This is a genomic window from Pseudomonas sp. FP1740 (genome assembly GCF_030687165.1).
In the GTDB taxonomy this organism is placed as follows: Bacteria; Pseudomonadota; Gammaproteobacteria; order Pseudomonadales; family Pseudomonadaceae; genus Aquipseudomonas.
This window is the reverse complement of the sequence record NZ_CP117461.1, coordinates 292517-312923: the sequence shown is the minus strand read 5'-3', so window position 1 is coordinate 312923 and position 20407 is coordinate 292517. Positions and strand designations below refer to the sequence as shown.

Genomic DNA, 20407 nt, shown 5'->3' with positions numbered 1-20407 from the left:
AAATATCGCGCATAAAAAAGCCCCGAATCAATCGAGGCTTTTTGCGTTTCGCCGTGCTTCACATCTCACTGACTTCAAACACAAACGAAATCCTGCGACTGCTCGCACTCCATACATACCGAATGTGCTTCCCCTGCTTCGGAATGGACACGGCCGGCGGCCGAAACGCGGCCACACATTCATGTCCAGGCAATCGAACGCTGTTGTAGAGCAATCCCCAGGACAACGTTTCGCGCAGTTGCCGGGCAAAGGCCTGGGCCGGACCGTAGGCGTTGGGATCCGGGTCGTGCAGGTGTGGGTAGTCGGCGCGGATGTCGTGCAGAGGTTTGACCACACGGTTGACGTAGGTACGCATGGTCAACTCAAGATCCGGTTCGTTGGTCGCGGCGAGGAAGCGTTCCTGGTGATAGCTCGTCTCGGCGATGGCCGCTGCCTGGCTGCTGGCGGCGTAGTAGACGCCGAAGGTGCCGTCGGTGAAGCGGCTGGTTTTGCCGATGTGGGTAAACGCCGCCATCACCGGTGTGGAGCCGGGGCCGGAGATGCGGTCTTCGGGACGCACTCGGGTGAGCACGCCGGCTTCTTCCATCAGCCGATCGTTGGTCAAGGCTTCCAACGCGTAGGCAGTGGGCAGGTCTTCGGGGTCGAGGACGTCTTCGAACAACGAGATCGGCGGGAAGCAACTGTTGACGATCCGATAGGCCCGCGGCCACTGCGGGTCGGCCAGTTCCGGCGCCATCAACCGCGTACCCCGTCGAGATAGCGGCGTACGTCAGCGATGTCGACCACGCGACCGGCCAGCATGTAGCTCAATGCCGATTGACCATTGAACGGTGCGGCGGTGTTGGGGCTGCTGACCCATGTGTAGGCACGTTCGCGACTGTTGCTGAAGATGATACTCAGCGCTTTGTGGATGCCCATCAAATACGAGATGCGCTCCAGGGTGTCGTGGGGCAGGCGCACGTTGGGTGGCAGGTGTTTGTATTTGTAGAAAGTCGTATTACCGACTTTGCCCAGGAGTGTGCGTTGTTGCTCGGCGGTACAGCCCCAGCGTTCCATGAGGTTGAAGAAAAACTTCAGCGCGACTCGACCGGCTTCGGGGGAGTCGAGTTGTTGCTGTGGGCTGAGGACAGTGGATGAGGCAGGCATGGGAATAGCCTCCTTGGGTATGATGTCTTGATTTCAGACTAGTACAGATACGGACAAAAATGAATTTTTAATTCACAAACGTATTGATCTGCTCCCTCTTCGAAAGAGCATTCACACCCGCTTTTCCGCAGCCTGAAAAGACGCCGACATACGGTCCGACACACACGTTGACACCCACACTATAGGGGCAGAGAATTAAATCGAGAGCGCGAAACCGACTGCCTCCAAGTGGCAATAGTCGGCGGAGGGACCTCGTTGATGACTTGGAAATCGACGCCTGGTGAGACCTCTTCTCCCCTGCTTGAGGGAGCACAATATCAAGCACCTTTTCATGAAAGCAGCCTGATCAGGCTGCTTTTTTTTGCCTTGGGAAAAGGTTTCGTTGATAAAAACAAGCAGCCAAAAAACGCCCACACCTCCCCATCCGGGCCATTTTCTTGACCCCGATCACCTCCCCTCCAACAAAAATCTCGATCCTGTGCAAGCCTCCAGCCATCGGACGCAGAACCATTTCGCTACTAAACTCGGGACAAGCATGCTCTGGTGCAGGATCATAGCCAGCACGCGACCCACGCCCACCGGGCGGCAAGGTACACAACAATAGCCAGCCCACTTTAGAGGGCATTACCCAAATGGATAGCAGAACCTTACGCAACCTCATGCGCATCGTGCAGACCGGCTCGTTGTCGGCGGCGGCAGAGCATTCCTTTTTGACCGTGCAAGCATTGGCCGCGCAGTTGAACAAGGTCGAAGAGCAGTTCGGTTTTCGGTTGTTTCGTCGCTCCAACAAGGGGCTGACCCTGACAACACAGGGCACGGAGCTCACGCCCTACATGGACAAAGTGTTGGTCGCCACGCGGCAGCTGGAAGAGAAAGTCGCCGCGCTCAAGGTGCCCGGGCAGCGCACGCTCAAGGTTGCGCTTAACACCACGCTCTCGGCCGACTTCAACCGGCGAATGATCGGACGCCTCATCGAGGTGTTTCCTGATTATCAGCTGGAATTCAGCTACGCCGAGTCGATGGAAAACCTCAGCAAGTTGAAGAATGAGGACTTCGACCTGGCCGTGCTGATCGGGCCGCAACAGCCGGGGTTGCCCAGCATTGCCCTGCCCGATGTGCAGGTGCAGGTGGTCGGTGCTCATTGCGGTCAGGAAAACGACCCGCTGGTGCTGCTTGGCAATAAATTTCAGGTTCGGCCGGCCGACGACTGTCCGTATTCCCACAGCTTCTTGCGCTTTCTCGACGCAGGCCTTGGCAACTACGAGTCAGGCAAGCGGATGATCTATTCCTGCAGTGAAACCCTGACCCTATCGTTGATCACGCAAATGGACGGCCTGGGCATGGTTTCCCGTGAGGCGGCCCTGCGTAACGGCCTGACCATTTTCCCGGGGTTCGAGGATTCCCTCGAAGTGCGGCTGGCGATCAATAATCCCGAGTTGTCGGGTCAGGCCTTGAATGACGTGGTCGATCTGCCGTTACATGAACGAGCCGAGCGCAATGTACGCAGCCGTTCCCACCGCAACGGAGAGAAAGAGGTTTTTGCTGAAATACGCACATAACAACGTCGGAATGGCTGCATAAAATTCCGGGCGATCGAGCTGCACATGCTGATCCTTGATCAACAGGGGCGTGAGGCTGATGGCAGCCACGATCGCCACCGGCAGGTATTCCAGCGCCCGGGCGACCAGAGGTGGCCAATGATCGGTGTTCACCTGCAGCGGCAACGCGCGTGGCAGGAATGTCACGGCCATCATCAGCGCGACGACCAGGATCAGGAACGTTTGGTCAGGCATACACCCACTCCGCAGCCCACGAATGTGGCGATGAATACGTTGAAGGGTGAGTTGCCAATCAGGCTCAGTGCACCCATGCAAGCGACCGCAGCCAGTGCGGCGATCAGTTTGTTGCGGGTGTTGCAGAGCGATACCAGCACGTAGAGCATCATCGCGGTCAGTGCATAGTCGAGCTGATATTTGATCAGGTGCGCCGCATACTGCGCGCAGATCGCCCCCAGCAAACCGCCGAGTACCCACGAGGTGTGGCAATACAGATTGAAGCCGATCAGGTAACGCACATTGACCGGCGAGCCCTTGCCCAGTTTGACGCTGTGGAAGGCGAACGATTCATCGGTCAGCCCACCGGCATAACACCAGCGCTCCAGACGACTGAGCCCCAGCGCTTGCAGGGCCTTGGCCATGTAGACCGACATCAGCATGTGCCGCGCATTGATCAGAAACGTGGTAAGGATAATGGTGGTCAGCGACGCACCGCTGGAGATCAACGCCAGGGCGGCGAACTGCGAGGCACCGGCGTAGACGAACAGGCACATCGCGACCGGCAGCCACACGGGCATCCCGGCATTGACGGCCATCAGACCGAACACAAACGACACCGTGAAGTAGCCCGCAACCACCGGGCTGGCTTCAGCAAACGTGCGCGAGGGCTGGGGCTCGACCATCAGCGGCTGGCTGCTGGACGTCTCATTCATAGGTCCCTCTCAAAGGTCGTTTCGCCGCGCGGCTCACAAAAGCCCTGGGCACTCCAAAAACGTTTGCCGGCAAGGTTAGCATCGTCGACGAACAGGAACATCCGCAGCACCCCCACCCGTTTCATGTCCGCCGAGGCCGCTTCCACCAGACGTTGACCGACGCCCTGGCTGCGATACAACGGGCTCACCGCCAGGTGATTGATGGTGCCACGGCTGCCAAGCATGCCGCCCAACACCGCGCCGACCACTTCGCCACTGACATCGAGTGCGAGGAACGCGGTGGTGGTCTTCTGCTCCAGCACACCGCGCAGGCATTTGGCGTCCTGCCATTCACAGAACGACACTTCTTCGAATTGCCGAAAGAAGCGCTCCAGGCGTTGGGCATCCTTGGCCGTCGCGCGTCGCAGCATCACCGGTGCAGAGCACTCGGTGATGTTCATCATGGGGTCGAACTGTTCAGCGAACAATGTCGAAAGCGGTCCCGGGCCGCGAGAAGGAAATGGCCAGAATCTGCCGATAGGCCATTTCGTGAGCATGAGTGTTGCGTGCCGGTGTCACGTAGTGACGCATCTCGCGATCGAGGAAGTAGGTGGTGTCGAGGATTTCCATATAAGTCGTCGCCGCCAGCTGTTCCTCTTGGGCCGAATACAAACGGCTCTCCGCCCCGTCCACATTGTTGCGACCCCAGAAATGCACACCGCTGAACGGATAACCGTCGCAATGAATACCTTCCGGGGTGATTTCCAGTTGCTTGCCCGGCTTGATCTCGATGCGGATCTGATGAATCTGGCATTGCCAGATTGCGTCGTGCAGTTCCGGCGGCAATACGTGTTTGTACACCTCGAAATCCGTATCGATGAGGCTGCGCATCACCGGCGAATTAATGACCTCATTAGAGAAGTCCTGGAAGTGCCGCTCCAGTCCACCGACGTAGCTGTTGTTGGCCTTCGATTGCACGTAGGCGCGGTGTTCCAATTGCTTCAAGTCACGGGTGACCGGGTTGTATTCAAAATCGCTGTAGCGACGAAAACGCATGCCCGCATCGGCTTGGCCGTAATAACTGTCCGGCTCCATGTTTTCCCAACTTTTGGTCAGTCTGACGAAGTCGGAAAAATGACCGAAGAGATTGAAGTCGGCTCCCTGGACGTTGACATACTTGTCGCGCCGTAGCGATTCGCCAACTTCTCTGTTCAACACGATCATTACTAGGTCTCCGCTGCATTAAGCGGCCTAATCTAGTAGGTGCCGGATTGACGGCCCATGAGAAAGAATTTCAGGCATATCAAGCGTTGCTTGAAACGCAGGATGAAGTTGCTTCAATTCGACTTTTTACGATCGAAAACAGCCGTTTTCGGTGTTTTTATACGGTTATGAGGCAAAAAAACCCCGAACCAGTCAGGGTTTTTATCGAGTCTGAACAACTCAGCCGATCATCAGAAGATGTTGATCGGGTAATCCACGAATACGCGCAGTTCGTTGCCACTGACGTTGTACTCGCTGGATTTCTGCGACACACGCAGGATCGAGCTGCGCACTTTCACGCTCAGGTCTTTGGCCGGGCCACTTTGCACGACGTATTTGAACTGGTTGAAGATCTCGCGCTCGGTGCCGCCTTCACTGGTGGAAGTGGTGATGTTGTCACCGCGCACGTAGGCCACGTTATAGCTCAGGCCCGGAACGCCGAAGGCGCCGAAGTCCAGACCGTAACCCAGCTGCCAGCTGCGTTCGTCTTCGGCGTTGAAGTCGGACCAGTAGGAGTTCGCCAGGTAAATGGTGTTGCCGCCGTCGCCGACACGGTTCTGGCCGCGCTGATAGCCACCGTAGGCATAACCCAGGTTGCTGTCGCCGGTGCTGCGCTGGTGGGCGAGGGTGAACGAGTGCGGGCCGGTGGCGAAGGTCGCTGCCAGGCTCCAGATTTTATTGTCGTCGCCGGTGACACCGTTTTCCCGGACGTAGGAGTTGTCCAGCTTGGTGCGATAGCCGTTGAAGTCCAGGGTCAGGGACTGATCCTTGGCGATCGGGAACACGTAGTTGGCGTTCACGTATTGTTTCTTCAGCACATCTTCAACGTCGGAAGCGTACAGCGCAGCCTTGAACTGTTCGGTGAACTGGTAGCTACCGCCCAATACGTTGATCGACTTCAAGCCACCGCTGTCACGGCCTTCAGCGCTTTTGCGCGATTCGGCGGTGAAGCGACCGGCGTTCAGCTCCAGGCCTTTGATCTCTTTGGAGGTGATCAAGGTGCCGGTATAGCTTTCCGGCAGCAGGCGGGAGTTGTCGTAGTTAAGCACCGGCAGGGCCGGCATCTGGTCGCCGTAGGTCAGGACAGTGCTGGAGATACGGAATTTGACCGCGCCACCGAACTTGGACAGGTCATCCGCTGCGTTACCGCTGTCGCCCTGCTTGAAGAAATCGATACCACCGGCGCCGCTGCGGCCTTTGCCGCCGTCCAGACGCAGCGCGTACAGACCGAAGGCATCCACACCCACACCGACGGTGCCTTGGGTGAAACCGGATGAGTAAGTACCGATGGCCGCTTGGCCCCATTCGGCTTTGTCCGGGTTGCCGTCTTTATAGTCACGATTGATGTAGGCGTTGCGCAGCAGCACTTTGAGGCTGCTGTCTTCAACAAAACCCTTGGATTCGGCCTGGTCGTTAGCCATGGCCTGTGTGGCGCTCAACATCCCCAGTGCGATCAGGCTGATTCGCTTGTTCAACATGTTATTTTCCTTATTACGGGTTGATACGCTCTGTGCCGAACAGCTGAAACGGCGCTATCGCGCTCTTTTTTCACCGCAAAAACAAAAAGGCCCGCCCACGAAAATTCGCGGCGGGCCTTTTATTGTTTTGTCAGTCGTGGCGGTTAGCCACAGGCGTTGGGGCGCATCCTATCTGCGCCCTTAATGATGTGTCAATTTCGTGAATCTTCTGTAAATAGGCGAAAATCGTCTAAGAAATCACTTGTCAGCGATAGCCAATTGCACGACATGGCTGTCGACGAATTGTTCGAAATGGGTGACTTTTCCGTCGGCCAGAGTCCACAAGTGCGCGACTCGGGCATTCATCGCACGACCGGTAGCTTTATAGACGCCGCTGTAATTGCCGTAGGCAAATACCTTGTCGCCCTGAGCGACGTAGTTCTCGACCTTGAACTGAAAATCTTCCCACTCAGTGGCCAGGCGCTTGAAGACATTTTCGACGATCGCGTCGAAACCGACGTAGGTCCCGGCATACGGAAAACCTGCGGCTTCGGTCCAGCGGGCGTCATCGGTCAGCGCAGCGGCGGTGTTGCGCGCATTCTCCTGGGAGTTGACGCCTTCGTAGGTGCTTTTGATCAGGCTCAGGTTATCCATGGTGACTCCAGGTGAGTTCAATGGGCGCAGCCGTCGAGGCCACAGGTTTGAAACGCGGATGAAGACTCTGTTGCCGCAAGCGACTGGCTCAACCATTGGGCGAAGGCTTGCGGCTTGCCGAGCCAAGGGCCGATATCGACCAGGGTGAACTGGCCATCCTGTTCCAGCGCGAAGGTCGGGAAGCCCTGACCGCCGACACGGGCCAAGAGTGCGCGGCTGTCCTTGATATGGCGATCGGTATCGGCTGCACTAAATGCCTGCTGGAAAGCCTCGGGGTCAAGACCTGTCTGTGCGGCGAGTTCAAGCAAAACAGCCTCGTCAGCGATGCGTCGACCGTCCACGTAATGAGCTGTCTGCAAACGCCCCAGCAACTCCAGTCCGCGCCCGGCGATCTGCTCGGCTGCCAGCACGGCGGCAATCGGCGGCGTGGAATCGAATACCGCCGTCCCATCACGCAACAACCCCTCGAAATACGCCTCGCCAAACGGCTGGCCGGTGTACTCGGCGATGCGTCGGTCGTGGGGCATGACGTAATTGCGCAGTTGTGGCGAAACGGTTTGGCGATTGGCACCACTCATCATGCCGCCACCGTGGCCGATCACCGGCAACACGGTTTGGGCAGCTTGCACCAAGGGTTTGGCGCCGTAGCACCAACCGCACAATGGGTCGTAAATGTAGTGAAGGGTCATGGGAAGACTCCGGCAACAAAGTAGGAAAACTCAATGCCGGCAGACTAATACTCAGATCGTTTTGGAAAAACGCCGGAATCGATTTCAGTCTGTTTCAAGAATCGGTCGAATGACCCTCATCTTGCAGGCGCGCACTTTTGCGACGGGCATAAAAAAGCGCCGCCTTCCCGGCAGCGCTTTTATCAATCCGTTGTTTTTCTTCTTATCCTTCCATCACATCCCACAATGCTTCCAGTTCCGCCTCGCTGAATAAACCAGCGGGATAGCGCTCGATCATCATCCGGCGCGGATCAGGTTCTCTGATCTGACGCGTTCCATTGGACTTCAACCACTGTGCCAGGACTTGAAGCGATTCGCTGTTAACTGCCAGGGGATGCAGTGCCCGCTCGCCCACTACGTTCATTTCGGCGTTCATCTCAGCGCTCTCTCCTGGTTTGTGAGCGGCTAACTTATCCAAGGTTTATGACAGAACATCGAAGTTCTCTCCCTCCCCGTGTTGCGCCTTCGAAGATACAAGAGCTATGCCAATGTTTTCGAAGTGTCGATAAGTGGATACAAAAAAGCCCGCAGTCCTGATGGGCTGCGGGCTTTGTGCAAAACGAAGAGGCTAAACCGTTGCTCAATCGATTTTTCAATCAACTCAAGCTGTTACGACCTCACTCACTCTTTGTGCGGAGCGGGCTGTTGTTGGGTAAGGCAATGAATGTTACCGCCCCCAAGTAACAGTTCGCGACCCGGCACCATGACGACTTCGTGCTGCGGGAACAGGTTCTGCAAAATCTCTTTGGCCGGCCCGTCCAGTGGGTCATCGAAGCTTGGCGCGATGATGCCGCCGTTGACGATCAGGAAGTTCACATAAGAGCCGGCCAGACGCACGGTCGGATTGCGCTCCTGAGTGCCGTCCACCGGGTCCACACCGGCGCACTCTTCTTCGGTCGCATACAGTGGCCCCGGAATCGGCATTTTGTGCACCGTGAACGAGCGCCCCTTGGCATCGGTGCTGTTTTGCAGCACGTTCATGGCCGCCTGGCAGCGCGGGTAGTTCGGGTCCTGCGGGTCGTCGGTCCAGGCCAGCAGCACTTCACCCGGACGCACATAGCAGCAGAAGTTATCCACATGGCCGTCGGTTTCGTCGTTGAACAAGCCGTCCGGCAGCCAGATGATCTTATCCACAGCCAGGTTTGCGCCGAGCACCGCTTCGATTTGCTCACGGCTCATGTGCGGATTGCGATTGCGGTTGAGCAGGCACTCTTCGGTGGTGATCAGGGTGCCTTCGCCATCGACATGAATCGAGCCGCCTTCGAGCACAAAACCCTCGGTGCGGTAGCGCGGGCTGCGCTCGATTTCGAGGATCTTGCCCGCCACCTGCGAGTCACGGTTCCACGGCGAATACAAACCACCGTCGAAGCCGCCCCAGGCATTGAAGTCCCAGTCCACGCCACGGACTTCGCCGCAGTTATTGATGACGAACGTCGGGCCGGTATCCCGGACCCAGGCGTCATCGCTGGACATCTCCACCACACGAATATTCGGCACGTCGAGACGGGCGCGGGCATTTTCGTACTGGCCAGCGGAGACCGCCACGGTCACCGGTTCGAAACGCGCGATGGCCTTGGCCACTGCGACGTGCGCGGCTTGCGCCGGTTTGCCACCCAGGCGCCAGTTGTCCGGGCGCTCGGGCCAGACCATCCAGGTCTGGGTTTGGGGTGCCCACTCGGCAGGCATGTAAAAGCCGTCGGCGCGAGGGGTGCTGTTCAAAGTGGTCATGGCTTCAGGACTCCAGGGAACCGTCGAGGGTTTTGATCGCGCCGTACAGGTTCGGACGACGGTCGCGGAACGAACCCCAGGCGCTGCGAATGTGCTCCAGCTCATCGAGGTCGAAGCTGTGAACCAGAATGCCTTCTTCGGTTTCGTTCAGCTCTTGGACCTTCTCGCCAAACTGGTTGGCGATGAACGACGAGCCGTAGAAGGTAATGTCGTAGCCGTCCTGCTCTTCATTGCCGATGCGGTTGCTGGCGATCAGCGGCATCAGGTTGGCACCGGCATGGCCCTGTTGCACGCGCTGCCAGTGGTCGCGGGACGAAATGGTCTTGTCGTGCGGCTCGCTGCCGATGGCAGTCGGGTAGAACAGGATTTCCGCGCCTTGCAGCGCCATGCTGCGGGCGCACTCAGGGAACCACTGATCCCAGCAGATGCCCACTCCGATTTTCGCGTAACGGGTATTCCACACTTTAAAACCGGTATCGCCAGGGTTGAAGTAGTACTTTTCGTGGTAGCCAGGGCCATCCGGGATGTGGCTTTTACGATAAATCCCGAGGTTGCTGCCGTCGGCATCGATGATCGCGATGCTGTTGAAACGCGCGCGACCGGCCAATTCGTAGAAGCTGATCGGCAGCACCACTTGCAGTTCCTTGGCGACTTTCTGGAAGTGCTTGATGGCAACGTTGTCTTCTACCGTCGTGGCCAGTTGCAGGTAGTCCGGGTTCGGCTTCTGGCAGAAGTACGGAGCCTCGAACAGTTCCTGGATCAGGATGATTTGCGCACCTTTGGCCGCTGCCTCACGGACCAGCTTCTCAGCGGTCTCGATGTTGGCTTCAAGGTCCCAGGAACAGGCCATCTGGGTGGCGGCGACGGTAACGATACGACTCATGAATCATCTCCTGGGCAAGTGCTTGAGGGTCAGTGTGGCATCGACCGATGACAGAACGGGAATCACCGGGCGTGGTTCGTCCACACCGTGGGCAGTGGCGACTTTATAGCCGATAAAAATCGGCTTTAAAAGCGATAAATACTCACCACGCTGAAATATTCTCAAAAATTCCCGATAACAATCGATATTCTCAACCTCTACGAGCTGCCTACAACCCTTCGCCCAGCACCTTCGACAGCATGTCCACAAAGAAGTCCACGCTCTGCCGCGACGTGACCATCGGTGGTTTGATCTTGAGGATGTTCAAGTAATCACCCGTCGGCTGCATGAAAATCCCCAACTCACGAAGGCGATCGCACAATGCCGTGGTTTCTTCGGTCGCCGGTTCAAGGGTTTCGCGATTGCGGACCAACTCCACCCCCAGATAGAAACCGGAACCATGCACCGCCCCCACCAACGGATGCCGGTCGATCAAGGCTTCAAGACGTTCCTTGAAGTACCCGCCCACGACCTGGGCATTTTCCCAGAGTTTTTCTTCTTCCATCACATCCAGCACCGCCATGCCGATCCGGCAACTGACCGGGCTGCCGCCAGCGGACGAGAAGAAATAACCCTCGGCCTCTAGCGCTTCAGCAATCTCCCGACGGGTAATGACGGCGCCCAACGGCTGGCCGTTACCCATGCCTTTGGCCATGGTGATGATGTCCGGCACCACGCCCTGCTCTTCGAAGCCCCAGAAGAATTTGCCCATGCGGCCGTAACCGACCTGCACCTCATCGGCGATGCACACCCCGCCCTGCGCCCGCACTAATGCATAGACTTGCTTCAAATAGCCCGGCGGCAGCGAGATGCCGCCGGCATTGCCGTACACCGGCTCGCAGATGAAACCGGCCAACTGGCGTTTCTGCCCGGCGATTTTCGCCAGGTTGCGTTCGACGCTGCGCACATAGTCCGGCGCGCTGTCCGGGCCACGGAATTCGCCGCGATAGGTATTCGGCGCGGTCACCGGATGCACCCAATCGGGACGGCTGCTCAAGGCCTTGGGGTTGTCGGCAATCGAGGTCGAGACCGCATCCGCCGCCACTGACCAGCCGTGATACGCCTCCAGCACACTGAGCATGTCGCGACCGCCGCTGTAGGCCCAGGCCAGGCGAATCGCCAGGTCATTGGCCTCGGTGCCGCTGTTGACCAGGAATACCCGGTCCATGTTGTCCGGTGCCAGCTTCAGCAAGCGCTCGGAAAACTCGGCAATCGCTGCGTAGTGAAAACGCGAGTTGGTGTTGAGCAACGACCACTGACGGCCGGCGACAGCGGCCATGCGCGGATGACCGTGCCCCAACACCGCAACGTTATTGAGCATGTCGAGGTAGGAGCGGCCCTGCATGTCGATCAGGTGATTGCGCCAGCCCCGCTCGATGCGCGGCGGGTCGACGTAATAATGCTTCTGGGATCGGGCAAAACTGGCATCGCGGCGGGCCAGCAACGTCTGCGGGTCAAGTTCTTCTTCTGCATCGCAGGCCAGGCCCAGCAACGCCGCCGGCGACGGGCACAAAGCCTGCCAGGCTGCGGCGCGCGAAGGTGTGCAAAATAACGGTGCGTCGAGCTGAGCGCCTCGACACAATTGCACGATCAACGGCCCGCTGACCGAACCCAGCACCTGACCTTTGACCAAGGCTGCGCCCGCGTGCAACGACGGCGTCACACCCCACAGCCGTAAACTCAGGTGCGGACCATCCAGTTGCAGCACACCCACTGCCGGCTGGTGAACCGTTCCGGCAAACGGCGATTCGACCGCCGTGCCATGGGACACTCGCAGCTCTACATGCAGTGGGCAAGTGGCCGGTTCAGTGGCGCTGTCCGGTTGGGTGCGAGACAGACGATATTGCCCATAACGACTGGCCGCCAGACCGTGGGCCGCGGCGGCCTCGGTCAGCAGGCGCTGGTCGATCCCCTCCTGTTCCCAGTTACCCGCTTCGAAGTGCGGGCTGAGCACGCCCAGATCGATCAAGGCAAACTCACGCCCCACCAGACTCGGCAACAAGGGCGCAAAGCCTTCGCTGCCGATGCTCGGCAGGCCTTGACCAACCGCGGCCAGAATCGCCGCCTCCATCAACGCCAGCGGCACCGATGTGGCCACGCGGAAAATTTCCCGCTCGTGGCTCAGGTTGTCGCGACTGTACTCATTGCCCGGATCAATGCTGACCTGCTGTTCGCCACTCAGCACCAACACCGCCGAGCGGGTCACGATCAGCGGCCAGAGCGCCAGCAGTTCTTCATGCTGCAGCGGATTGATCGCGTGATAGGCCCGAACCGCCGGCAAAATGTAGAACGGATCACCATCGGCATGGTGCAGCAGCGCGGCGCAGGTCACCGACAGATCGGTGATCCGCCAGGTTCGGACCAGGTCGCCAAAATCGATGACACCCTGCAACTGCCATTGGCGCTGCGCATCTCGCTGCCAGACTACGTTGTCGTCGGTAATGTCCATATGAATCGCCTGCACCGGCAGTTTATCCACCAGGGGCTGCAAATGGCGCTCGGCCTGCTCGGCCGCTTCAGCAATCAGCTTGCGTTGCTGATCATCCTTGATCACCGGCAGCAAATGCGCGATCAACGCGTTGGCGTGGCGGGCGTCCCATTGAAGGGTGCGCTCAAGGCCAGGATGGTCGAAACCGGCCAGCGCCAGGTCCATCTCGCCGCAGAGCCGACCGAAACCGGCGACCACGGCCTGGCTCAGATGGTCGAGGTGCGTCAGGGACTGGCCGTCAATGTAATCGAGCAGACGTACATGCACCGCTTGACCACCGACATCGAGAGAGAGCAAATCTGCGCCGTTTATGGCCGGGATCACTCGCGGCACCGGCACGTCGGCGTGTTCAGCCAGATGCTTGAGCCCGGCGTGTTGGGATTGCAGTTCCAGCACCGAGTAATCGCCACGGCAGATTTTCAGAACGAAACGTCCCTGATCGCTGTCGACCCGGTAGTTGAGATCCTGCTGGCTGCCCAGGGCCTGCAACCGCCCGCTCACCCCGTAATGTTCTTCCAACAGCTCTAGCGCTTGCGCCACAGACACCTGCGGGCTGGGCAGACTGGCGCGGTGAATCAACGTGGCGAGCGGCATACAATGACCCCTGAAATTTTATTAGGCGCTTATATCGCCACTGCCAGGGGCGATACGCAACCCCCCTTCCCTGGTTGGCCCGAATCAAATGCGTGAGCAACTCTCTTCACCGCCCCACTCGCGCCTGCCGGCACTTTGCGTAAGAATGTCGGCCATCAACGCCTATTGCTGGAGAAACACCATGAATGTAGTCACCACCGACCTGCCCGGTGTTCTGATCATCGAGCCCAAGGTATTTGGTGATGAGCGCGGCTTCTTCTATGAAAGCTTCAACGCCAAGGCTTTCGAAGAAGCAACCGGCCTGAACACCCGATTCGTGCAGGACAACCATTCCCGCTCGCAAAAAGGCGTACTGCGCGGCTTGCACTACCAGCTGGAAAACACTCAGGGCAAACTGGTCCGCGTCACCGTCGGTGAAGTACTGGACGTGGCCGTGGACATTCGCCGCAGCTCGCCGCATTTCGGCAAATGGGTCGCGGTGCGCCTGTCCGCCGACAACCATCGCCAGCTCTGGGTACCGGAAGGTTTTGCCCATGGTTTCGTGGTGCTGAGCGATTTCGCTGAATTCCTCTACAAAACCACCGACTACTACACCCCGTCGGCTGAACGCAGCATTCGCTGGGACGACCCGGACTTGGGCATCGACTGGCAGCTGGACGAGGCACCGCAGCTGTCCGCCAAGGATCAGGCCGCCGCGTTCTTCAAGGACGCTGAAGTCTTTTCCTGAATTGCTGTCTGAATTTTCACCGCCAGTGCGCACTTGATCCCAAGTGCGCAGACTGCGCCCTCAAGCCTAGGCATAATGCTTCTGTACCCACAGACGCTTGATGCTCATGACACCGACCCTCCCCCGCAGACCCCGCTGGCGCAGCCTGGCACTCCTTGCGTTGTGCCTGGCCCCCTTGCTGTGGCCGCTGGAGCATCTGGCCGAGCGTTATTACCGCAGCGAGCTGGCGGGGCAAAACCGTCAGACCCTCGACCTCTACGTCGCCAACCTGCTGGGTACCCTGCACCGCTATGAAGTGCTGCCGCAGATTCTCGGCGACCTGCCCGCCCTGCGTGCGACGTTGGGCGCACCCGACGAGGGCGTGATTCAAGGCAATGCCAATCGTCTGTTGAAACACATCAGTGCCCAGACCGGCGCCGAAGTCATGTACCTGATGGACACCACCGGCAAGACACTGGCGGCCTCCAACTGGGACAAACACGACAGCTTCGTCGGCCGCAATTTCTCTTTCCGTCCTTATTTCAGTGAAGCCATGGCCGGGCGCCTGGGGCGCTTCTTTGGCCTGGGCACCACCTCGGCCAAGCGCGGTTACTTCTTCGCCGCGGCGGTACACGATCGCGAAAAAATCATCGGCGTGTTGGTGGTCAAGGTCGACCTCGATCACACCGAAAGCCTCTGGGGCAAAACCCCGGAACAACTGCTGGTCACCGACCACAACGGTGTGGTCATCCTCACGTCGCGGCCAGAATGGCGTTTCCGCTCGACCCGTCCATTAAGTGATGAAGAGAACAAGGCCGTCGCCGCGATTCAACCCTATCCGACCCGCGATCCAAAGCCGTTGAGTCTCGACCCCAATGCCTGGCTGACCCAAACCCGGCAGATCGAAGAAACCGGCTGGAGCGTCAGTATCCTTGCACCGCGCACCCTGATCGACCGCCCCGTGCGCACGGTCGTGGCCATCGGCGGCGCAACACTGCTGGTATTAATGCTGCTGCTCGGCCTGATGATGCAACGCCGACGCCATTACCTGGACCGGATTGCCTTCGAAGCCAAGGCCCGCCAGGAACTGGAAGGCCGGGTCGCCGAACGGACCAGCGACCTCGAGGGCCTCAACCGTCGACTGAAACAGGAAGTGCTGGAGCGCGAACACGCCCAGCAAGAACTGGTACGCGCTCAGGATGATCTGGTACAGGCCGGCAAGCTCTCGGCGCTGGGAACAATGTCGGCGAGTATCAGCCATGAACTCAACCAACCGCTGGCGGCAATCCGCAGCTACGCGGAAAACGCCGAAGTGCTGCTCGATCATCAGCGCACCGAGGATGCTCGCGGCAACCTCAAGCTGATCAGCGAACTGACCGGGCGCATGGCGTCGATCATCGCCCACCTGCGCGCCTTCGCCCGACGTGATCGCCACGCCCCGGAAAGCGTGGCCCTGCAACCGGCGCTGGACGACGCCCTGGCGTTACTGGCCAAGCGTCGGCGCAGCATGGAAGTCGAGCTGATCCGCGACCTGCCGGCCGCCACCCTGTGGGTCGAGGCCGGAGAAACCCGTCTGCGCCAGGTACTCGGCAATCTGCTGGCCAATGCGCTCGATGCGCTGACGGAAAAAGGCCCGCCGCGTAAACTCTGGTTGAGTGCCCAATCCACCGCCGACGGCGTCACTCTGTACATTCGCGACAACGGCCCCGGGTTCTGCCTGGAAGCGCTGGGTCGTGCCGGCGAGCCCTTCTACACCACCAAGACCCGCACTCAGGGACTTGGGCTGGGGCTGGCGATCTGCGACACCCTGATGCGCGCCTTCGGTGGTGAACTGTCGTTCTCCAACCATAAGGAAGGCGGCGCCCTGATTACCCTGAAGCTGCGCGCAGGCGCGCCGGGTGTGAGCCTGCAACCGTCCGAGGACCGAAGTGCATGACCATCGACAACCGCATCCAGGTCGTGTTGATCGACGATGATCCCCACCTGCGCCAGGCCCTGAGCCAGACCCTGGACCTGGCCGGCCTGAAGATCCTGCCGCTCGCTGAAGCCAAGGGCCTGGCCGGGCAACTGGAACGCGACTGGCCAGGCGTGGTGGTCAGTGACATCCGCATGCCGGGCATGGACGGCCTCGAACTGCTGACCGAACTCCACGCCCAGGATCCGGAGCTGCCCGTGCTGCTGATCACCGGCCACGGCGATGTACCCCTGGCGGTGCAAGCCATGCGCGCCGGGGCTTATGACTTTCTGGAAAAACCTTTCGCCAGCGACGCCCTGCTCGACAGCGTACGTCGCGCCCTGGCCCTGCGCCGTCTGGTGCTGGACAACCGCAGCCTGCGGCTGGCCCTGAGCGATCGCAACGAACTGAGCGCCCGACTGGTCGGGCAATCGACGCCAATGCTGCGCTTGCGCGAGCAGATCGGGGCACTGGCAGCGACCAAGGCTGACGTGCTGATCCTCGGTGAAACCGGTGCGGGCAAAGAAGTGGTGGCCCGCGCGCTGCACGACTTGTCGAGTCGGCGTAACGGCCCGTTCGTGGCAATCAACGCCGGGGCTTTGGCCGAGTCGGTGGTGGAAAGCGAGCTGTTCGGTCACGAACCCGGCGCGTTTACCGGCGCGCAGAAGCGCCGCATCGGCAAGTTCGAATTCGCCAACGGTGGCACGTTGTTCCTCGATGAAATCGAAAGCATGAGCCTGGACGTGCAGGTGAAATTGCTGCGCTTGCTGCAAGAACGGGTCGTCGAACGCCTGGGCGGCAATCAGTTGATCCCGCTGGACATCCGCATCATCGCCGCGACCAAGGAAGACCTGCGGCAATCCGCCGATCAGGGGCGCTTCCGTGCCGACTTGTATTACCGCCTGAACGTTGCGCCGTTGCGCATTCCGCCACTGCGCGAACGGGGCGAAGATGCGCTGGTGCTGTTCCAGCATTTCGCCGACGAAGCCAGCGCCCGCCACGGCTTGCCGCCCCACGAACTGCTACCGGGGCAACGGGCGCTGCTGCTGCGTCACAGCTGGCCAGGTAACGTGCGGGAACTGCAGAACGCCGCCGAGCGCTTTGCCCTGGGCCTGGAGCTGGCACTGGACAACAGCGCACCGGATGGCGGTGTCGGCACCACGGTTGAAGTGGTCAGCGGCGGCTTGAGCGAGCAAGTCGAGAACTTCGAGAAGAGCCTGATTGCCGCCGAACTGGCGCGCTCGCACAGCTCCGTGCGCAGCCTCGCCGAAGCGCTCGGCATTCCGCGCAAAACCCTGCACGACAAGCTGCGCAAGCATGGCCTGAACTTCGCCGATGGCGGCACCAGCAGCCATACCGACGACCTCGATTGAGCTACCGTAAAATCATCCTCATCAAACAAAAGGCCCGCGAATGAACCGCGACAGTCGTCACCTGGAATCGATCCTCTATCGCGACATCCCCCTCACGCGGGACATGGGCCTCAAAGTGCTCGACTGGCATGACCAACAACTGCGCCTGCATCTGCCGCTGGAGCCCAACGTCAATCACAAGAGCACCATGTTCGGTGGCAGCCTGTATTGCGGCGCGGTGCTGGCCGGCTGGGGCTGGCTGCATTTGCGTTTGCGCGAAGAAGGTATCGAAGACGGGCACATCGTGATTCAGGAAGGGCAGATCAACTACCCGCTGCCGGTCACCATGGACGCGACGGCGATTTGCCAGGCGCCGAATGCAGCAGTGTGGAGGAAATTCCTGGCGACGTATCGACGCTATGGGCGGGCGCGGTTGACGCTGCATTCGCGGATCGTGAATGCCGGGAGTGAAGAGGATGCGGTGAGGTTTACCGGGCAGTACGTCCTTCACCGATAAAGCAAAAGATCGCAGCCTCGTTTCACTCGACAGCTCCTACAGAGAAGCGCGCCCCCTGTAGAAGCTGTCGAGTGAAACGAGGCTGCGATCTCTTGATCTTTACGCCCGAGCGAGCGCCAATAGTTTCTCCCGCCATGCCGCTTTAGCCGGCAACGCCAGGAAAAACTCATTCAACAACGATTCCCGCGCCGGATAACAGAACGGCGCGCCGCTCAAATCCAGCACCTCACCGCCGGCGCCTTCCAGCACACCTTGAGCCGCGGCCGTGTCCCACTGCGAAGTCGGCGCCAATCGCGGATAACAATCCGCCGCCCCTTCCGCCAGCAGGCAAAACTTCAGTGAGCTGCCGATATTCGCCAGGTGCAGCTCGCCCAGACTGTCACTCAACCCCGCCAGTAAGCGCTCCTGCTCAGGGCTTGAATGCCGACGACTGGCGACCACCGTGAAGGCTTCACCCGCAGCCGGCACCTCGCGAACATGAATTGGCAACGGCTCGGCGCCTTTATCGCCACGCCAGGCTCCCAACCCGGCACCGCCAACATAAAAACGCCCGCTGGTCGGCATCGATACCACGCCGAACACCACACGCCCTCGCTCGATCAGCGCAATGTTCACGGTGAACTCTTCGCTGCCGGAGATGAACTCCTTGGTCCCGTCCAACGGATCGACCAGCCACCAGCGTTGCCAGCCAGCGCGCACACTCTGGGGGATACCGGCGTCCTCTTCGGACAGCACAGGAATAGTCGGGTCCAGCGCCATCAACCCGGCCAGGATCACATGGTGAGCGGCCATGTCGGCAGCTGTGACCGGAGAATCATCGGACTTTGCAGTCACGGCAACGTTGCCGCGCCAGAATGGCAGGATCGCCTCGCCAGCCTTCAATGCCAGCTCGACCACCGGCGCCATCAACGGATGGGGAAAATTCATGAACGTCTCACTCATAATTGAAAAATACCGCGCTGGATCAACAAGTCCCGGGCCAGATACAGCGCCGCCAAGGCACGGCCCTCGGTGAATCGCGGGTTCTGCGCCAACGCCGACAATTCCCGCAGGTTGATCTTGTCCATTCCCATCGGCTCGGGCTCGTCACCCTCCAGGCGTTCTTCGTACAAATCGGTGGCCAGCACCACTTGGATCTTCTGGCTCATGTAGCCAGGTGACAACGACAACTCGGTCAGATGCTCCAGTTGCCGCGCGCCATACCCGGCCTCTTCCTTGAGCTCCCGCTCGGCCGCCGCCAGCACGTCTTCGCCCGGCTCGATCAAGCCTTTGGGCAGGGACAATTCGTAGGCATCGGTGCCACCGCAGTATTCCTCCACCAATACTGCGTGGTCCGCGTCGAGCATCGCCACGATCATCACCGCACCATAACCAGCGCCTTTGCCGACCAATCGCTCGTATGTACGTTCCACGCCATTGGAAAAGCGCAATTTCAGCTCTTCGACACAGAATAATCGGCTGGTGGCGACGATCTCGCGGGCGAGTATGGTGGGTTTCTGGCGCATAGACGGCTCCTTGGCGTAAGCGGGTTACTATACAGGCTGTTTGAAAGCTGCTGCGCTCGAGATTGCTGCGTCAAAAACAGGCTCGGACGGGTCATTTACAACTCGTAAAGTCGAACGCGACCCCGGCCCGTCCTCGCCTGTTTTTTCCTTGCACTCCCTTCGCTCGCGACGCTTTCAAGCCAGCCTGTACCCGGCCTATCCTGATTGTTTACCTCGGATATCTTTTTTACCGCTGGAGAAGTTTTTTATGTCCCTGCTGCCCTGGCGCGACATCGATACCGTTCTGCTGGATATGGACGGCACGCTGCTGGACCTGCACTACGACAACCATTTCTGGCTGGAACACCTGCCAAAACGTTATGCCGAGTTGCACGGGGTGAGCCTGGCCATGGCGGAGCTGGAATTGCAGCCACTGTTCGAGCGCCATGCCGGTCAGTTGCAGTGGTATTGCCTGGACTTCTGGAGCGCCGAACTGAAGTTGTCGGTGCGCGAACTGAAACTGGAAACCGCGCACCTGATCGCCTTGCGTCCGGATGCGGACACTTTTCTGGCAGCGATCAAACAGGCCGGCAAGCGCGTGGTACTGATCACCAACGCCCACCGCGACTCGTTGTCATTGAAACTGGAAAGAATTGAACTGGCGCCGTATTTCGAGCGCTTGATCAGCTCTCACGATTACGGTTTCGCCAAAGAAGACCCGCAGTTCTGGGATGCCTTGCAGGCCGATATCGGCTTCGACCCGGCACGCTGTCTGTTCATCGACGACACCCTGCCGATCCTGCGCAGCGCACGCAATTTTGGGGTGGCGCACCTGCTGGCCGTGAGCGAGCCGGATAGCCGCAAAGGGCCGAAGGACACGGCAGAGTTTGCGGCCGTTGGGGATTATCGGGACTTGATTGCAGGGCTCTAGAGTCTGACGTGGTCGT

General features: G+C 59.5%; 22 protein-coding genes. 7 read left to right on the top strand and 15 right to left on the bottom strand.

The window, feature by feature from the left end; all coding sequences use genetic code 11:
• Positions 1–58 precede the first annotated feature (58 nt).
• Positions 59–736, bottom strand: a complete 678-nt coding sequence (locus PSH69_RS01370; protein WP_305410810.1) for an RES family NAD+ phosphorylase — start codon at positions 734–736, stop codon at positions 59–61.
• A complete protein-coding gene (locus PSH69_RS01365) occupies positions 736–1146 on the bottom strand; it encodes an MbcA/ParS/Xre antitoxin family protein (protein WP_007939490.1) in 411 nt (136 codons plus the stop codon). Before PSH69_RS01365 ends, PSH69_RS01370 begins: the two co-directional genes overlap by 1 nt.
• A gap of 258 nt (positions 1147–1404) precedes the next feature.
• On the opposite strand from PSH69_RS01365, the gene PSH69_RS01360 reads away from it, so the two are divergent.
• Both PSH69_RS01360 and PSH69_RS01355 read left to right on the top strand, forming a co-directional pair.
• Positions 1405–1587: a hypothetical protein gene (locus PSH69_RS01360; RefSeq protein ID WP_305410808.1), complete on the top strand. Its 183-nt coding sequence runs from the start codon at positions 1405–1407 to the stop codon at positions 1585–1587.
• Positions 1588–1778: 191 nt separating this feature from the next.
• Positions 1779–2705 (top strand): LysR family transcriptional regulator, encoded by a 927-nt coding sequence (locus PSH69_RS01355; protein WP_305410807.1) that lies wholly within the window; start codon positions 1779–1781, stop codon positions 2703–2705.
• Here the strand turns inward: PSH69_RS01355 and PSH69_RS01350 are convergent.
• The 11 genes from PSH69_RS01350 to PSH69_RS01300 all read right to left on the bottom strand — a co-directional run bounded on the left by PSH69_RS01350 (position 2622) and on the right by PSH69_RS01300 (position 13447).
• A complete protein-coding gene (locus PSH69_RS01350) occupies positions 2622–2939 on the bottom strand; it encodes an AzlD domain-containing protein (RefSeq protein ID WP_007939492.1) in 318 nt (105 codons plus the stop codon). The two genes, PSH69_RS01355 and PSH69_RS01350, sit on opposite strands and share 84 nt — an antisense overlap.
• Positions 2918–3634, bottom strand: coding sequence for an AzlC family ABC transporter permease (locus PSH69_RS01345; RefSeq protein WP_018929283.1), 717 nt, complete (start codon positions 3632–3634; stop codon positions 2918–2920). The genes PSH69_RS01350 and PSH69_RS01345 overlap by 22 nt, the downstream gene beginning before the upstream one ends.
• A complete protein-coding gene (locus PSH69_RS01340; protein WP_305412768.1) occupies positions 3631–4044 on the bottom strand; it encodes a GNAT family N-acetyltransferase in 414 nt (137 codons plus the stop codon). The genes PSH69_RS01345 and PSH69_RS01340 overlap by 4 nt, the downstream gene beginning before the upstream one ends.
• A 46-nt stretch (positions 4045–4090) precedes the next feature.
• Positions 4091–4837 carry a 2OG-Fe dioxygenase family protein gene (locus PSH69_RS01335; RefSeq protein ID WP_086944148.1) on the bottom strand — a complete coding sequence of 249 codons (747 nt, stop codon included), beginning with the start codon at positions 4835–4837 and terminating at the stop codon, positions 4091–4093.
• Between the two features lie 230 nt (positions 4838–5067).
• Positions 5068–6354: an OprD family porin gene (locus PSH69_RS01330; protein ID WP_018929286.1), complete on the bottom strand. Its 1287-nt coding sequence runs from the start codon at positions 6352–6354 to the stop codon at positions 5068–5070.
• 237 nt (positions 6355–6591) lie between these two features.
• On the bottom strand, positions 6592–6987 hold the full coding sequence (locus PSH69_RS01325) for a nuclear transport factor 2 family protein (protein ID WP_305410806.1): 396 nt from the start codon (positions 6985–6987) through the stop codon (positions 6592–6594).
• Between the two features lie 17 nt (positions 6988–7004).
• Positions 7005–7676 carry a DsbA family protein gene (locus PSH69_RS01320; RefSeq protein WP_305410805.1) on the bottom strand — a complete coding sequence of 224 codons (672 nt, stop codon included), beginning with the start codon at positions 7674–7676 and terminating at the stop codon, positions 7005–7007.
• Between the two features lie 202 nt (positions 7677–7878).
• Positions 7879–8091 carry a hypothetical protein gene (locus PSH69_RS01315; RefSeq protein WP_018929289.1) on the bottom strand — a complete coding sequence of 71 codons (213 nt, stop codon included), beginning with the start codon at positions 8089–8091 and terminating at the stop codon, positions 7879–7881.
• Positions 8092–8336: 245 nt separating this feature from the next.
• Positions 8337–9443: an agmatine deiminase gene (gene aguA / locus PSH69_RS01310; RefSeq protein ID WP_305410804.1), complete on the bottom strand. Its 1107-nt coding sequence runs from the start codon at positions 9441–9443 to the stop codon at positions 8337–8339.
• A gap of 4 nt (positions 9444–9447) precedes the next feature.
• Entirely contained in the window at positions 9448–10326 is an 879-nt protein-coding gene (gene aguB, locus PSH69_RS01305; protein WP_008068730.1) for an N-carbamoylputrescine amidase, read from the bottom strand.
• A gap of 208 nt (positions 10327–10534) precedes the next feature.
• Complete coding sequence (locus PSH69_RS01300; protein ID WP_305410803.1) at positions 10535–13447, bottom strand: aminotransferase; 2913 nt, start codon at positions 13445–13447, stop codon at positions 10535–10537.
• A 181-nt stretch (positions 13448–13628) separates the two neighbouring features.
• Here PSH69_RS01300 and rfbC point away from each other — a divergent pair, with 181 nt between their 5' ends.
• The 4 genes from rfbC (at position 13629) to PSH69_RS01280 (ending at position 17976) form a co-directional block, all read left to right on the top strand.
• Complete coding sequence (rfbC, locus tag PSH69_RS01295) at positions 13629–14174, top strand: dTDP-4-dehydrorhamnose 3,5-epimerase (RefSeq protein ID WP_305410802.1); 546 nt, start codon at positions 13629–13631, stop codon at positions 14172–14174.
• A gap of 106 nt (positions 14175–14280) precedes the next feature.
• The gene (locus PSH69_RS01290; RefSeq protein ID WP_305410801.1) at positions 14281–16089 is read left to right on the top strand and encodes an ATP-binding protein; all 1809 of its coding nucleotides are present in this window, start codon (positions 14281–14283) and stop codon (positions 16087–16089) included.
• On the top strand, positions 16086–17480 hold the full coding sequence (locus PSH69_RS01285; RefSeq protein WP_305410800.1) for a sigma-54 dependent transcriptional regulator: 1395 nt from the start codon (positions 16086–16088) through the stop codon (positions 17478–17480). Before PSH69_RS01290 ends, PSH69_RS01285 begins: the two co-directional genes overlap by 4 nt.
• 40 nt (positions 17481–17520) lie before the next feature.
• Entirely contained in the window at positions 17521–17976 is a 456-nt protein-coding gene (locus PSH69_RS01280; RefSeq protein WP_305410799.1) for a thioesterase domain-containing protein, read from the top strand.
• Positions 17977–18075: 99 nt separating this feature from the next.
• Here PSH69_RS01280 and cysQ read toward each other — a convergent pair whose 3' ends face one another.
• Together cysQ and nudE are read right to left on the bottom strand one after the other, a co-directional pair.
• Complete coding sequence (cysQ, locus tag PSH69_RS01275; RefSeq protein ID WP_305410798.1) at positions 18076–18903, bottom strand: 3'(2'),5'-bisphosphate nucleotidase CysQ; 828 nt, start codon at positions 18901–18903, stop codon at positions 18076–18078.
• A gap of 11 nt (positions 18904–18914) precedes the next feature.
• Positions 18915–19481 carry an ADP compounds hydrolase NudE gene (gene nudE / locus PSH69_RS01270; RefSeq protein ID WP_111453961.1) on the bottom strand — a complete coding sequence of 189 codons (567 nt, stop codon included), beginning with the start codon at positions 19479–19481 and terminating at the stop codon, positions 18915–18917.
• A 247-nt stretch (positions 19482–19728) separates the two neighbouring features.
• Between nudE and yrfG the strand changes: the two genes are divergently transcribed.
• Positions 19729–20391, top strand: a complete 663-nt coding sequence (yrfG, locus tag PSH69_RS01265) for a GMP/IMP nucleotidase (RefSeq protein WP_111453962.1) — start codon at positions 19729–19731, stop codon at positions 20389–20391.
• Positions 20392–20407: the final 16 nt, after the last annotated feature.

Excerpts from the sequence above, each read along its gene's own strand:
- PSH69_RS01370 (WP_305410810.1), bottom strand. The coding sequence starts at position 736 with ATGGCGCCGGAACTGGCCGACCCGCAGTGGCCGCGGGCCTATCGGATC.
- PSH69_RS01365 (WP_007939490.1), bottom strand. The coding sequence starts at position 1,146 with ATGCCTGCCTCATCCACTGTCCTCAGCCCACAGCAACAACTCGACTCC.
- PSH69_RS01360 (WP_305410808.1), top strand. The coding sequence starts at position 1,405 with ATGACTTGGAAATCGACGCCTGGTGAGACCTCTTCTCCCCTGCTTGAG.
- PSH69_RS01355 (WP_305410807.1), top strand. The coding sequence starts at position 1,779 with ATGGATAGCAGAACCTTACGCAACCTCATGCGCATCGTGCAGACCGGC.
- PSH69_RS01350 (WP_007939492.1), bottom strand. The coding sequence starts at position 2,939 with ATGCCTGACCAAACGTTCCTGATCCTGGTCGTCGCGCTGATGATGGCC.
- PSH69_RS01345 (WP_018929283.1), bottom strand. The coding sequence starts at position 3,634 with ATGAATGAGACGTCCAGCAGCCAGCCGCTGATGGTCGAGCCCCAGCCC.
- PSH69_RS01340 (WP_305412768.1), bottom strand. The coding sequence starts at position 4,044 with ATGCTGCGACGCGCGACGGCCAAGGATGCCCAACGCCTGGAGCGCTTC.
- PSH69_RS01335 (WP_086944148.1), bottom strand. The coding sequence starts at position 4,837 with ATGATCGTGTTGAACAGAGAAGTTGGCGAATCGCTACGGCGCGACAAG.
- PSH69_RS01330 (WP_018929286.1), bottom strand. The coding sequence starts at position 6,354 with ATGTTGAACAAGCGAATCAGCCTGATCGCACTGGGGATGTTGAGCGCC.
- PSH69_RS01325 (WP_305410806.1), bottom strand. The coding sequence starts at position 6,987 with ATGGATAACCTGAGCCTGATCAAAAGCACCTACGAAGGCGTCAACTCC.
- PSH69_RS01320 (WP_305410805.1), bottom strand. The coding sequence starts at position 7,676 with ATGACCCTTCACTACATTTACGACCCATTGTGCGGTTGGTGCTACGGC.
- PSH69_RS01315 (WP_018929289.1), bottom strand. The coding sequence starts at position 8,091 with ATGAACGCCGAAATGAACGTAGTGGGCGAGCGGGCACTGCATCCCCTG.
- aguA (WP_305410804.1), bottom strand. The coding sequence starts at position 9,443 with ATGACCACTTTGAACAGCACCCCTCGCGCCGACGGCTTTTACATGCCT.
- aguB (WP_008068730.1), bottom strand. The coding sequence starts at position 10,326 with ATGAGTCGTATCGTTACCGTCGCCGCCACCCAGATGGCCTGTTCCTGG.
- PSH69_RS01300 (WP_305410803.1), bottom strand. The coding sequence starts at position 13,447 with ATGCCGCTCGCCACGTTGATTCACCGCGCCAGTCTGCCCAGCCCGCAG.
- rfbC (WP_305410802.1), top strand. The coding sequence starts at position 13,629 with ATGAATGTAGTCACCACCGACCTGCCCGGTGTTCTGATCATCGAGCCC.
- PSH69_RS01290 (WP_305410801.1), top strand. The coding sequence starts at position 14,281 with ATGACACCGACCCTCCCCCGCAGACCCCGCTGGCGCAGCCTGGCACTC.
- PSH69_RS01285 (WP_305410800.1), top strand. The coding sequence starts at position 16,086 with ATGACCATCGACAACCGCATCCAGGTCGTGTTGATCGACGATGATCCC.
- PSH69_RS01280 (WP_305410799.1), top strand. The coding sequence starts at position 17,521 with ATGAACCGCGACAGTCGTCACCTGGAATCGATCCTCTATCGCGACATC.
- cysQ (WP_305410798.1), bottom strand. The coding sequence starts at position 18,903 with ATGAATTTTCCCCATCCGTTGATGGCGCCGGTGGTCGAGCTGGCATTG.
- nudE (WP_111453961.1), bottom strand. The coding sequence starts at position 19,481 with ATGCGCCAGAAACCCACCATACTCGCCCGCGAGATCGTCGCCACCAGC.
- yrfG (WP_111453962.1), top strand. The coding sequence starts at position 19,729 with ATGTCCCTGCTGCCCTGGCGCGACATCGATACCGTTCTGCTGGATATG.